Source organism: Actinomycetospora sp. NBRC 106378 (assembly GCF_030269685.1).
Lineage (GTDB): Bacteria > Actinomycetota > Actinomycetes > Mycobacteriales > Pseudonocardiaceae > Actinomycetospora.
Map to the genome: position 1 here is coordinate 150,102 of NZ_BSTT01000004.1, position 12,936 is coordinate 163,037.

At 75.5% G+C, this 12,936-nt stretch carries 12 protein-coding genes and 1 riboswitch; of the genes, 6 read left to right on the forward strand and 6 right to left on the reverse strand.

Annotated elements, in window-relative coordinates; all coding sequences use genetic code 11:
* Positions 1-8 precede the first annotated feature (8 nt).
* The 6 genes from QSK00_RS12185 (at position 9) to cobA (ending at position 6,444) form a co-directional block, all read left to right on the forward strand.
* Complete coding sequence (locus tag QSK00_RS12185) at positions 9-956, forward strand: asparaginase (RefSeq protein WP_285590940.1); 948 nt, start codon at positions 9-11, stop codon at positions 954-956.
* 88 nt (positions 957-1,044) lie between these two features.
* The gene (locus QSK00_RS30415; protein ID WP_352231129.1) at positions 1,045-1,617 is read left to right on the forward strand and encodes a response regulator transcription factor; all 573 of its coding nucleotides are present in this window, start codon (positions 1,045-1,047) and stop codon (positions 1,615-1,617) included.
* Between the two features lie 74 nt (positions 1,618-1,691).
* Positions 1,692-1,815, forward strand: a riboswitch (cobalamin riboswitch).
* 93 nt (positions 1,816-1,908) lie between these two features.
* A complete protein-coding gene (locus QSK00_RS12195; RefSeq protein WP_285590941.1) occupies positions 1,909-2,286 on the forward strand; it encodes a hypothetical protein in 378 nt (125 codons plus the stop codon).
* A complete protein-coding gene (gene cobC, locus QSK00_RS12200; protein ID WP_285590944.1) occupies positions 2,283-3,335 on the forward strand; it encodes an Rv2231c family histidinol phosphate aminotransferase CobC in 1,053 nt (350 codons plus the stop codon). Before QSK00_RS12195 ends, cobC begins: the two co-directional genes overlap by 4 nt.
* Positions 3,332-5,230 carry a 5,6-dimethylbenzimidazole synthase gene (bluB, locus tag QSK00_RS12205; protein WP_285590946.1) on the forward strand — a complete coding sequence of 633 codons (1,899 nt, stop codon included), beginning with the start codon at positions 3,332-3,334 and terminating at the stop codon, positions 5,228-5,230. The genes cobC and bluB overlap by 4 nt, the downstream gene beginning before the upstream one ends.
* Positions 5,227-6,444 (forward strand): uroporphyrinogen-III C-methyltransferase, encoded by a 1,218-nt coding sequence (gene cobA / locus QSK00_RS12210; RefSeq protein WP_285590948.1) that lies wholly within the window; start codon positions 5,227-5,229, stop codon positions 6,442-6,444. The genes bluB and cobA overlap by 4 nt, the downstream gene beginning before the upstream one ends.
* Before the next feature lie 74 nt (positions 6,445-6,518).
* On the opposite strand, the gene QSK00_RS12215 is transcribed toward cobA, so the two are convergent.
* The 6 genes from QSK00_RS12215 to QSK00_RS12240 form a co-directional block, all read right to left on the reverse strand.
* Positions 6,519-7,169 (reverse strand): DUF1707 SHOCT-like domain-containing protein, encoded by a 651-nt coding sequence (locus tag QSK00_RS12215; RefSeq protein WP_285590949.1) that lies wholly within the window; start codon positions 7,167-7,169, stop codon positions 6,519-6,521.
* Positions 7,132-7,995, reverse strand: a complete 864-nt coding sequence (locus tag QSK00_RS12220; RefSeq protein ID WP_285590951.1) for a DNA-formamidopyrimidine glycosylase family protein — start codon at positions 7,993-7,995, stop codon at positions 7,132-7,134. Before QSK00_RS12220 ends, QSK00_RS12215 begins: the two co-directional genes overlap by 38 nt.
* Before the next feature lie 96 nt (positions 7,996-8,091).
* On the reverse strand, positions 8,092-9,243 hold the full coding sequence (locus QSK00_RS12225) for a hypothetical protein (RefSeq protein ID WP_285590953.1): 1,152 nt from the start codon (positions 9,241-9,243) through the stop codon (positions 8,092-8,094).
* Positions 9,244-9,255: 12 nt separating this feature from the next.
* The gene (locus tag QSK00_RS12230; protein ID WP_285590954.1) at positions 9,256-10,461 is read right to left on the reverse strand and encodes a cytochrome P450 family protein; all 1,206 of its coding nucleotides are present in this window, start codon (positions 10,459-10,461) and stop codon (positions 9,256-9,258) included.
* 61 nt (positions 10,462-10,522) lie between these two features.
* Positions 10,523-11,407 (reverse strand): SDR family oxidoreductase, encoded by an 885-nt coding sequence (locus QSK00_RS12235; RefSeq protein WP_285590956.1) that lies wholly within the window; start codon positions 11,405-11,407, stop codon positions 10,523-10,525.
* Positions 11,404-12,921, reverse strand: coding sequence for a flavin-containing monooxygenase (locus QSK00_RS12240; RefSeq protein WP_285590960.1), 1,518 nt, complete (start codon positions 12,919-12,921; stop codon positions 11,404-11,406). Before QSK00_RS12240 ends, QSK00_RS12235 begins: the two co-directional genes overlap by 4 nt.
* Positions 12,922-12,936 lie beyond the last annotated feature (15 nt).

The window sequence follows — 12,936 nt, forward strand, 5'->3', positions numbered from 1 at the left end:
AGGTGGCCATGGCGACCGTGAGTGCCCACGTGCGCAGCACCCGCGGCGGTCTCGTCGAGTCCGTCCACGAGGTCTCCCTCGTCGTCCTGCGCCCCGACGGCTCTCCCTGCCTGACGGCGGGTGACCCGGCCGCGCCCGTCTACGGCCGCTCCTCGCTCAAGCCCGCCCAGACGGTCGCGGTGCTGCGCGCAGGGGCCGACCTCACCGACGACGAGGTCGCGATCGCGAGTGCCTCGCACAGCGGCGAGCCGGTCCACCTCGCCACCGTGACCGCGCTCCTCGCGCGCCACGGCCTGACCCCCGAGCACCTGGGCTGCGTGCCCGACCTGCCGCTGGGCGCCGCCGCGATGCGGCAGTACCTGGCCGCGGGGCACGGGCCGACCCCGCTCGCCATGAACTGCTCGGGCAAGCACGCCGCGATGCTCGTCGCGGCGGGCGGCGACCCGGCCTACCTCGACCCGGCCCACCCGCTGCAGCAGGCGTGCCGGGCGGCGGTCGACGAGCTCGCGGGCCCGGTCCTCGGCGCGAGCGTCGACGGCTGCGGCGCCCCCGCGTTCGTCACCCCGCTGGACGGACTGGCCCGGCTCGCGCACGCCCTCGCGCGACCGGCGGATCCGGTCGTCGCGCGGGTCGCGGCGGCGATGCGGGCCCGGCCCGACCTCGTCGCGGGCACCGGCCGGCTCGACACCGTGCTGATGACCGAGCTGCCCGGCGCCGTCGCGAAGTCCGGCGCCGAGGGCGTGCTCGTCGCCGCGCTCCCCGACGGCACCGCCCTCGCGGCGAAGGTCCACGACGGCGCGGCCCGCGCGCTCGGACCGATCCTGCTCGCGGTGCTCGACGCGGTCGGCGTCCCCACGTCCGACGGGCTGCGCGCGGTGGCCGCACCACCCGTCGTCGGGAAGGGGGAGCCCGTCGGGGAGATGCGGGGGAGCCTGACACGCGACCCGGACGGGTGATGTCCTGAAACGTGTCGGCAGGGCGGGGGTCGGGGTGTCGGTTCCGTGTGGGAGTCTGACGCCGATCGACCGAAACCGAGGAGCCGCCGTGCCCGTCTGCCTGATCGTGGCGCCGGACGCCGCCGCCCGGGAGCGGGTCGCCCGCGGGGTGGACGCCGGGTTCGACGTGGTGCGGGGGGTCGGACCGGGCGAGGAGCTCACCACCGCCATGGAGCTCGAGCGGCCCGACCTGGTGCTGGTCGCGGCCGACGCGCACGGCCTGGACCGGGCCGGCACGGACTGGATCGCGGTGCTGGACACCGTGCGCACCACCGCGCCGGACGTCGCCGTCCTCGTCGTCGGCGGCCCGTCCGACGAGCCGCGCGCGGCGGGCGTGGCCCTGGAGCGCGGGGCCAAGGGATTCCTGCGCGCCGGGGAGGAGACCGGGCCGCGGCCGTTCAGCGCCCGCGGCCGCCGGCCCGCCACCACCGAGCTGTCCCGCCGCGAGCTCGACGTGCTGCTGGGGATGTGCGAGGGGTTGTCGAACTCCGAGATCGCGGCGTCGCTGTCGCTGGCGGAGGACACCGTCAAGACCCACGCACGGCGCCTGTTCCGCAAGCTCGGCGCCGGCGACCGCGCGGACGCGGTGGCCCGCGGCTTCCGGCAGGGCATCCTGCACTGAGCGTCGGGCACGTGATGCCCACGTCGTTGACCCCCGACCCGTGGTGTGGTCGGGTCAGGGGTCGACGGACGCGGAGGAAGCCGGTGTGAATCCGGCGCGGTCCCGCCACTGTCACCGGGGAGCGGACCCCATGCATGGCCACGGTCGGGCAACCGGCGGGAAGGCCGGGGCGAGCGTCGATCCGGGAGCCAGGAGACTCCGGCCGTCGTGAGGTGCCACCAGCACGCCGACGGCTCCACCCCGGGGACCGCCGGCCGATCGGGCGAGGAACCCGAGGAAGGCCTGCCTGCGATGACGCACGCCCCCCACACCGGACGGCCCGGCGGTCCCTCCCGCTCCCTGCGCCGCCACACCGTCTGCCCCCGACCGGCCACGTGGCGCACGCGCGCCGTCGACGACGTCCGCGCCGCCCTCGCCCTGGCCTGCCTCGGTGACGGCGCGACCGTCCCGTTCGACCTGCTCGGCGCGGGGCCGGTCCGTTCCCGGGCCGACCTCGCCGCCCGCGTCGAGACCCTGACCGACGCGCTGCTGGAGCGGATGGACGCCGAGGGCTGGGACCCGGGCGCGGCCCCGCGGGCGGTCACCTCGGTCCTCGCGGCGTCGGTGCCCGCGGTCGAGGCGGCGCTGCTGCGCGCCGCCTCGGGCGCGCGCCTGGGCGAGATGCGGTGACGGCGCTCCTTCCCGACGACGCCGCGGCCGCCTACGACCTCGCCCACCACGGGGACACCGAGGTCGGGCCCGGCCTCGTCGACCTCGCGGTCAACGTCCGGGCCGGCACCCCGCCGGCCTGGCTGACCGAGCGCCTCACCGCGTCGTTGTCCGGGCTCGCCGCCTACCCCGACGCGGGCGCGGCACGGTCGGCGGTGGCGGCCGCCCACGGCCGCGACCCGGCGCAGGTGTGGCCGGTGGCGGGCGTCGCGGAGGCGTTCGTGCTGCTCGCGCGGGCCCTGCGCCCCCGCCGACCCGTCGTCGTGCACCCGCAGTTCACCGAGCCCGAGGCCGCGCTGCGGGCGGCCGGGCACGCGGTGGAGCGGGTCGTGCTCGACGGCGACCTGACGCTGCACGCGCGGGACGTGCCCGAGGAGGCCGACCTCGTCGTCGTCGGGAACCCGACGAACCCGACCTCGGTCCTGCACCCGGCGGCGACCCTCGCGGCGCTCGCCCGGCCCGGCCGGGTGCTCGTCGTCGACGAGGCGTTCGCCGACACCGTGCCCGGCGAGCCGGAGTCGCTGGCCGGGCGGACCGACCTGCCGGGGCTGGTCGTCCTGCGCAGCCTCACCAAGACCTGGGGTCTCGCGGGCCTGCGGGTGGGCTACGTGCTCGCCCCCGCCGACCTCGTCGCGGGGCTGGCCGCGGCCGCCCCGCCGTGGTCGGTCTCCACTCCGGCGCTGGAGGCGATGCAGGCCTGTACGACGGCGGGTGCGCGGGCCGAGGCCGACGCGGCGGCGGTCGCGCTGCGGGACGACCGGGAGCACCTCCTGGCCGCGCTCCGGAGGCTGGCGGGGGTCGAGGTGCGCGGCTCCGCCCCGGCGTCCAGCTTCGTGCTGCTGCGCTTCCCGGGCCGGACCGACGTCCGCGACCGCCTGCGGGACCGCGGCTGGGCCGTACGGCGCGGCGACACGTTCCCGGGGCTCGACGGGGAGCACGTGCGCGTGGCCGTCCGGGACCGGACGACCATGGACGCGTTCATCGACGTGCTGCGGGAGGTGCTCGGATGACGGAGCTGGAGCCCGGGGACCGGGAGGCGCTGTACCGGGTGCTCTCGGCGCGGCGGGACGTGCGGACCGGCTTCACCGCCGAGCCCGTCGACGAGGCGGCGCTGGGGCGGGTCCTCGCGGCCGCGCACACCGCGCCGAGCGTCGGCTTCTCCCAGCCGTGGGACTTCCTGGTGCTGCGCGATCCCGCGGTGCGGGCCGAGCTCGCCGAGCTCGCGGCGGCCCAGCGCACGGCGTTCGCGGCGTCGCTGCCGGCCGCGCGGGCCCGGGCCTTCGCGGGCCTGAAGGTCGAGGCGATCCGGGAGGCGCCGCTCGGCGTCGTCGTGACCTGCGACCCGACGCGTGGCGGGCGCCACGTGCTCGGGCGGGCCACCCAGCCCCGGATGGCGGCGCACTCCGTGGCCGGGGCCGTGCAGAACCTGTGGCTGGCGGCGCGGGCCGAGGGGCTCGGCGTCGGGTGGGTGTCGTTCTTCCGCGAGCGGGAGATGGCGGCGCTGCTCGGCGAGCGGGTCGGGCTCCCGCAGCACCTCGAGATCGTCGCCTACCTGTGCCTCGGGCACGTCACCGAGTTCGCCGACGCGCCGGAGCTGGAGAGCGCCGGCTGGGCCCGGCGCCGACCCCTGGAGTGGGCCGTGCACGACGGAGCCTGGGGCACGCACCCCGGCGGGGACGCGCTGGACGACGCGCTGGCGGCGTGCGCGTCGCTCTCCACCGTCGAGGGGGAGGCCGCCGCCCGCGAGCGACTGACCCGGATGACGGTGCCGCCGGGGGCGCTCGGGCAGGTCGCCGAGGTCGGGGTGCGACTCGCCGGCCTGGCCGGGCAGTGCCCGCCGCCGGTCCCCGAGCCCGCCGTCGTCGCGGTGTTCGCCGGGGACCACGGGGTGCACGCCCAGGGCGTGACGCCGTGGCCGCAGGAGGTGACCCACCAGATGGTGGCGAACTTCCTCGCCGGCGGGGCGGCCGTGAACGCGTTCGCGCACCAGGTGGGCGCGGAGGTCGTGGTCGTCGACGTCGGGGTGGCGGCGACGATCGACCCGGCGCCCGGCCTGCTGCCCCGCAAGGTCACCCGGGGGACCGCCGACATGACGGTGGGGCCGGCGATGACCCGGGCCGAGGCCCGCGAGGCGGTCGTCGCCGGGATCGAGGTGGCGCGCGACCTCGTCGCCGCGGGCAACCGGCTGCTCGTCACCGGCGACATGGGGATCGCCAACACCACCGCCTCGGCCGCGCTCGTGTCGGCGTTCACCGGGACCTCGCCCGAGGTGGTCACCGGCCGTGGCACCGGGATCGACGACGCGATGCTGGCGCGCAAGGCGGCCGTGATCCGCACGGCGTTGGCGCGGCACGGCCTGCTGCCGGGCGCCCCGTCGAGCGAAGGGCACCTCCGGTCGGATAGATCGAGCGACGGGGCCCTTCGGTCGGGACCGGGTGCGGCCGACGCCGATGGCGAGGGGCGCCCTTCGGCGGATAGATCGAGCGACGGGGCCCTTCGGTCGGAAGGGGGTGCGGCGGCGGACGACCCGCTCGGCGCCCTCGCGGCCGTCGGCGGGCTGGAGATCGCGGGGATCGCCGGGCTGCTGCTGGGCGGCGCGGCGCTGCGGACCCCCGTCGTCGTCGACGGTGTCGTGGCCGGGGCGGCGGCCCTCGTCGCGGCTGCGCTCGCCCCGAATGCGTCACAGGCGTGGCTGGCGGGTCACCGTTCCGTGGAGCCTGCCCATACCCTGGCGCTGGCCCACCTGGGGCTCGAGCCGCTGCTCGACCTCGGGATGCGGGTCGGCGAAGGGACCGGAGCCCTCCTGGCGGCTCCGTTGGTCGCCGCTGCCGCGCGGGCGCTCGCCGAGGTCGCCACCTTCGACAGCGCCGGGGTCGCCGAGAAGACCGAGGAGACACGTCCGTGAGCACGCTCTATCCCGTCGGACTCGACCTGGCCGGTCGCCGCGTCGTCGTCGTGGGCGGCGGTTCGGTGGCCCAGCGCCGCGTCGCGGGGCTGCTCGAGGTGGGAGCGGACGTGCACGTCGTGAGCCCCGCCGTGACCACCGCCCTCGAGGCGCTCGCGTCGTCGCGGGAGATCGCCTGGGAGCAGCGGGAGTACGCCACGGGCGACCTCGACGCCGCCTGGTACTGCGTGGCCGCCACCGACTCCGCGGCGGTCAACGCGGCGGTCGCCGCCGAGGCCGAGGGCGCCCGCGTGTTCTGCGTGCGCGCCGACAGCGCGGGGGAGGGCACCGCGGTGACCCCCGCGGTCGGGCGCTACGACGACGTCACGGTCGGCGTCATCGGCGGTGGCGACCCGCGCCGCGCGGCCGGGGTGCGCGATGGCGTCGTCGAGGCGCTGCGCAGCGGCACCCTCGCCGACCGGCGTCACCGCGGCGACCGCAACCCCGGGGTGACGCTCGTCGGCGGCGGCCCGGGCGACGCCGGCCTGATCACCGTGCGCGGCCGGCAGGCGCTCGCGCAGGCCGACGTCGTGGTCACCGACCGCCTGGCCCCGCAGGCCCTGCTCGACGAGCTGCCGCCGGACGTCACCGTCATCGACGCCTCCAAGCTCCCGCGCGGGCGCTACATGAGCCAGGACACGATCAACGCGGTGCTGGTCGACGAGGCGCTGGCCGGGAACCGGGTGGTCCGGCTCAAGGGCGGCGACCCGTTCGTCTTCGGCCGCGGCTACGAGGAGATCCAGGCGTGCGCCGCGGCGGGCGTCACGGTCGACGTCGTCCCGGGCGTGACCAGCGCGATCTCCGTGCCGGCCTTCGCCGGGATCCCGGTGACCCACCGGGGGATCACCCACGAGTTCGTCGTCGTGTCCGGGCACCTGCCGCCCGGGCACGAGCAGTCGCTGGTCGACTGGGCCGCGCTCGGTCGGCTCACCGGCACGGTCGTGCTGCTCATGGCGGTGGAGAACCTGCCGCACATCGCCGAGGCGCTCGTCGCGGGCGGCCGTGACCCGGAGACGCCGGCGATCGCGATCCGGGAGGGCGGCCTGCCCGGCGAGGCCACGGTGCGCGCGCCGCTGGCGAAGCTCCCGTCGGCCATCGTCGACGCCGGACTCCGCCCGCCCGCCGTCGTGGTGATCGGGCCCGTCGCCGACCCGTCGGCCTTCCCGCCGCCCTGATCCCGGGCGCGCGAACGGCACTCTCGCTCACTGAGAAGCTGCGAACGGCACTCTCGCGCACGTCGCGGGAGGCGTCAGTCGTCCCGGTCGTGGCGCTGCTGGTCCTGCGCGTACTCGGTGGCGGTGAGCACCTCGACGCTGCCGAACGCGCCGCGGCCGGACACCTGGACCTGCGGTGCGCCGGGCGGCTCCGGGGCGCAGGCCGTCTCGCAGTTCGTGGACCCGAAGATCGTGGTGCCCGAGGTGCGCGCCTGCGTGCCGTCGGGGACCACCACCTTCGTCGAGCCGAACAGCACCCCGACCTGCACGTCGCTCTGACCGGCCGCGACCTGCACGACCCGGCTGCCGAACACCGCCGCGCCCTGGCTCGCCCCGAGGACGCCGGGTGCGGTGGCGGCCACCGCGACGAAGACGACGAGCCCGACGACGCCGCCCGGGACGCGACGTCGTCGCCGTCGACGCTCGGGGGATCGCGTGTCCTCGTGCCACGACGGTTCGGCCACGACGGTCGGTGGCTCGGGTTGAGGGGCCGGGGACGGGCCCTCGTCGGGAAGGTCCGCGGTGAGGGGGTCGAGCTCGCTGCGGTAGCGGGCGGCGTAGCAGGCCCGGGCGCGCTCGTCGTACTCGGCGAGCGTGATCATGCCGTCGTCCTGGGCCCGTCTCAGGCGTTCGTCGACCTCGCGGCGTTCACGGTCCCCGATCCGCGGTTCCGGCGCGTTCTCCACGCCGCTCATCCTGACGCGGTTGGCACGACGGACACCACCACACCTCGCGCGCGTAGTGCGCCCCGGTCGCGGGTCGGAACCGGACGAGCGTGCCGCAGCGATAGCAGGGACGGTTCGACCGCCCGGTCACCCAGTGGTTCCGGCCCTTGCGCTTCACCCCGGTCGTCGTCATCCCGGTGTTGTGCTCGAGGGAGTGCCGGATCATCCTCCGGCCGAGCGCGAGGAGCGGTTCGAGTTCGACGTCGCCGACCGGCCGCCACGGATCGAGGCCGCGCAGGAAGCACATCTCGACGGCCCACAGGTTCCCGAAGCCCGCGACCCCGCGCTGGTCGAGGAGGGTCTCGACGACGGCGCGGGACGGGTCGGTCCGTAGCCGTGCCAGCGCCTCGTCGAGGTCGAAGTGCTCCTGGGTCGCGGTCGGCTGCCCGGCCAGGACGTCGGGCCCGAGGTGGCCGACGACGCGGTGCTCGTCGCGGGTGTCGAGCAGGTCGGTGACCGGCACGCCGAGCCCGACGAGGCTGCGCCCGTCGTCGAGCGTGATCGCGACGCGGAGGTTCGGCAGGAGGTGGCGCGGGAGGGCGGGCCGGCCGTCGGGCCGGTGCTTGCGCACGATCGTCCACGAGCCGTCCATGCGCAGGTGCGAGTGCAGGGTGCGGCCGTCGGTGAAGCGGCTGAGCAGATGCTTGCCGTGCGCCTTCGTCGCGTCGAGCACGGCCCCGCGCAGGTCGGCGCCCGCGAGGTGGTTGCGGAACTCGGCGCGGGTCACCGTCGCGCCGGCGAGCGTGCTCAGTCGCGCGGCCGCCCGGTGGACCGCGTCACCCTCCATGGGGTGGGGTGTACCCGCACCCCGCGTGGCAGGAAAGCGTCGTTGCTGTCACCGGATGGCAGCAACGACGCTTTCCTGCCGACCCGAGGGAGGGGGTCAGCGACCCAGCGACGCCCGGTCCGCGGCCCACGCCGCCGCGCCGCACACGAGGCCCGTCGTCGACCCGGCGCCCGGGTCCTCCACGCCCGCCAGCGCGCACCCGGTCCGGGCGGCTAGCCAGTCGCGGACCCCGGGCAGCGCCGCGATCCCGCCGCGCACGAGCAGGGGAGGGCGGTCGTCCCCGAGCAGGTCGACCGTCGCCGCGCCCACCTGTTCGAGGGCCGGGGCGAAGAGGGGGCCGAGGTCGTCGTGGGTGATGCGGACGGCGCCGGGCCCCGGGTTCTCGGGCGGCAGGACCGGGACGGCGATGTCGACGTACCCGTCGGTGCCCAGGCGCGGCTTGGCGTCGTGCACCCCGCGGCGCAGCCAGAACCAGGCGCGGTGGGCCTCGGGGTCGGCGGAGAAGCGGATGCGGTCGGCCAGGGCGGGACGGGCCCGGTCGAGCACCAGCTGGGTCAGCGCGTCGTCGAGCGACTCCGCCCCGACGTCCACGGTGCGGGTGCCCGGCCGCAGCCGGGCGGCGGTGGTGCCGTGCTCGCCCTCGGACCGGTCGACCAGCGCGACCTCGGTGCCGCCCCCACCCAGGTCCACCACGACGACGGGTCCGCTCCCGCCGAGCCGCACCGCGGCCGCGACGGGGGCGGGCACCAGCGCGACCTCGGCGTCGCCGGCGCCCGGCACGGCGCCCAGCGCGGACCGGCCGGCCGCGGTCAGCGCCGCCCGCCCCGTGGCGGGGTCGGTCCACGACGGCGGGTGGACGAGCGCGAGCACGCTCGGCGCGCTGCCGCGGCGCCCGGCCTCGGCCTGCAGCACGCGGGCGATCAGCGCGGTCGCGACGTTCACGGCCGTCGTCGGGCGGGGCCAGGTGGCGAGCAGCGCGTCGTCGCGGCCGCCGGTGGCCGCGCCGAGGTAGTCGCGGCCCCGGAGGACCGCCGCCTGCGGTTCGGCGTGGGCGGCCTCGAGGGCCGGGCGACCGGCGAGGACGGCGCCGTCGGTGCGGGAGAGGACCACCGACGGCAGCTCGGTGGCGCCGTCGACGGCGACCGTCGAGACCCGCGTCCACCCGTCGTCGGGATCGACGTCGGCGACGGCCCCGGTGGTCGTCGAGGTGCCGTGGTCCACCGCCAGCACCCAGCGCAGGTCGCCCATGGGCGCAGTGTGTCAGGACCCCGGCGAGAGTCGCACCGGCAGCGCGGCGAGGGCGTGGATCAGCATGCTGTGCCGGTAGACGATCTCCTCGAGCGGCACGGCCGGCGCGAGGCGCGGGAAGCGGCCGAACAGCGCGGTGAGCGCGATCTCGCCCTCGAGGCGCGCCAGCGAGGCGCCCAGGCAGAAGTGGATGCCGTGGCCGAAGGCGACGTGCCCGGTGAGGTCCCGGTCGGTGTCGTACAGCTCGGGGGCGTCGAACCGCTGGGGGTCGCGGTTGGCGGCCGCCACCGACAGCGTGACCAGCGCGCCACGCGGGATCGTCACCCCGTCCATCTCGATGTCCTCGGTGGCGAAGCGCACCGGCGCGTTGGCCACCGGCGAGGTCCAGCGCAGGAACTCCTCGACGACGGGGGCGAGGGAGTCCGCGCCGAGCACCCGCTCCCGCAGCGCGTCGTCGCGCAGGATCGCGTGGACGCTGTTGACGATGAGGTTCGACGTCGTCTCGTGGCCCGCGATCAGCAGGATCATGCCCATGGCGACGATCTCGTCGTGGGACAGCGCGTCGCCGTCCTCCGAGGCCCGGATCAGCGCGGAGAGCAGGGCCTCGTCGGGCGCGTCCCGCTTCGCCGCGACCAGCTCGGACAGGTAGCCGGTGAGGCTGGCCTGCGCCTGGTGCTTCTCCGGCTGGGTCGACGTGTCGTCGATCATCGTGCGCGACCACAGGGCGAACGCGTCCCGGTCGTCGAGCGGCACCCCGAGCAGCTCGCAGATCACCTGCATGGGCAGGGGCACGGCGTAGTCGTTCACCAGGTCGATGTCGCCGGCCTGCTCGGCCCGGTCGAGCAGCGTCGTCGCGATCTGCTCGATCGCGGGGCGCAGCGCCGCGATCCGGCGCACCGTGAAGGTGGAGACGACGAGCTTGCGCAGCCGGGTGTGCACCGGCGGGTCGTTGAGCAGGAGCATGTGCCCCGCCGGGCCCGGGATCAGGGGCTCCGCCGGCCGCTGCTCCGGCGGCATCGTGGAGCGGAAGTCCTTGGCCAGGCGGGGGTCGACGAACGCCGCCCGCACGTCGGCGTAGCGCGTGAGCAGCCACGTGGACCCGCCGTCGGGAAGGTCGACCTCCCGGACCGGCGCGATCTCGCGCAGGCGCGAGAGCGTGCCGTAGGGGTCGGCCCAGTAGGCGTCGGTGAAGACGGGTCCGGTGGCGAGGTCGGTCACGCGGCCATCAGAACACCCCCGGCGTGAGGTCGCTGAGGGTTCGTTCAATGAAACGAGGGATTCAGCCCTTCGGCTCACCCATCCCGACGGAGGTACGCCCGAACGCCCGCCCGGTCTTGCGGAACTGCTCCTCGAGCTGCGGCACCATCTTCTTCGCCTGCGCCATGATCGGGAGGTCGCCGAGCCAGGAGAAGGTGATCGGGCGCAGCCCCGCGAGCAGCCCGACCGACTTCGGGACGAACACGCGCCGCTTGCGCTTCGCGATGCCCTCGAGGAAGCCCGCGACGCACTCGTCGACCGTGGCGATGCTGCCCAGGGGCGGCGGCAGCTTGCGCAGGGTGTCCTCGAAGGTCGAGGAGTCGGCCTTGACGTCGCGCACGAGGTCGGTGTCGATCCACCCCATGTGGGCGGTCCCGACGCCGATGCCGCGGTGGGCGAGCTCGAAGCGCAGCGCGTTGCCGTAGTTCTCCACACCGGCCTTCGACCCGCAGTACGCGGCCATGCCGGGCAGGGCGGTGAACGCGGCCAGGGAGGACACGAGCAGGTAGTAGCCGCGGCGCTTCTCCACCTCGGCGACCGTCGCGGACACGGTCCGCGAGACGCCGATGAGGTTGACCTCCATGACGCGGGCGATCACGTCGGCGGGCGACTCCGCCACCGTGCCGTGGTTGGCGATGCCCGCGTTCGCGATGACGACGTCGATCCCGCCGAGCTCGGCGACGGTGTGCTTCACCGCGGCGTCGAGCGAGGCCTGGTCGGTGACGTCGCACGGCGCCCAGGTGTGCTGCGGGCCGAGCTCGCCGGCGATGCGCTCGAGGCGGTCGGACTCCAGCCCGACGAGGGCCACGCGGGCCCCCCGCGCGGCGGCGGCCCGAGCCACGGCCTCGCCGATACCGCGGGCGGCGCCGGTGATGAAGAGGACTCGGCCGGTGATGTCGTAGGTCACGAACGCTCCAGGGCTCGTCGGGGGGTGAGGACGTACTCGTCGGTCTTCATCTGCTTGAGGCGCCGGTGGAAGGGCATCGTGAAGGTCGGCCAGAGTGCCGAGTTGTTCCCGTGACCGTCCAGGTACCACGACCGGCAGCCCCCGTCGGTCCACACCGTGCCCTCGGTGAGGCGCTGCATCTCCTCGACGAAGCGGTCCTGCACGTCCTGGCGCGGCTCGACGGCCCCGACCGACCGGGTCCGCAGCCGCCGCAGCACGTCCATCACGAGGTTGATCTGTGCCTCGATCATGAACACGACCGAGTTGTGCCCCAGGCCGGTGTTCGGCCCGAGCAGCGTGAACAGGTTCGGGAAGCCGTTGATCATCGTGCCGTTGTGGGCGAACATCGTGTCGCCCCAGTGCTCGGCGAGGCTGCGCCCGTCGCGGCCGAACACGCGGTGGCTGATCGGCAGGTCGCTGATCGCGAAGCCGGTGCCGGCGATGATCGTGTCGACCTCGTGCTCGGTGCCGTCGGCGGTGACGACGGCGTGCGGCCGCACCTCGGTGATCTTCTCGGTCACCACCTCGACGTTGGGGCGGTCCAACGCCGGCAGGTAGGTGTTGGACAGCAGGATGCGCTTGCAGCCCATCGAGTAGCTCGGCGTGATCTTCTCGCGCAGCGTGGGGTCGGTGACCTGGGTGCGCATGTGCTTCTCGGCGAGCTTCGCGGCCTTCGCCATGCGCTTCGGGTCCTTGAAGCCGAGCACGAAGGTCTCGCGGGCCCAGTAGATCGCCTCACGGTTGAGCTTCTGCAGCGCGGGGAAGCGGCGGAACGCCCACTTCTCGATCCCGGTGATCCGGCGGTCGCGCCGCGGCATGATCCACGGGGGGGTGCGCTGGAAGACGGTCATCTGCCCGACGACGGGCGCGATCTCGGGCACGAACTGGATGGCCGAGGCGCCGGTGCCGATGACGGCGACGCGCCGGCCGCGCAGGTCGAGGTCGTGGCGCCAGGTGGCCGAGTGGAAGACCTCGCCCTCGAAGTCGTCGAGGCCGGGGACGTCGGGGAACGACGGGTCGGACAGCGCGCCGCTGCCGAGCACGAGGGCGTCCGCGGTCCACGTGCCCTGCGTGGTGGTCACGGTCCAGTGCTGCGTCCCGTCGTCCCAGCGGGCCTCGGTCACCTCGTGGTGGTTCCGGGTGAACCGCTCGATGCCGTACTCGCGGTGGATCGTCTGCAGGTAGCGGTGGATCTCCGGCTGCGGGGAGAACGCGTGGCTCCAGTCCGGGTTCGGCGCGAACGAGAACGAGTACAGGTGGCTCGGCACGTCGCAGGCGCAGCCCGGGTAGGAGTTGTCCCGCCACGTCCCGCCGACGTCGCCGTGGCGCTCGAAGATCAGGAAGTCCTCGACGCCGGCCTGCCGCAGCCGGATCGCGGTGCCCAGCCCGGAGAATCCGTTCCCCACGATGGCGACGGACAGGTGCGGCACGTCGGAATCCTTCCCGACGGCAGGTGCAGCGGCTTCGGTGGTCACGCGGTCCCTCCCTTG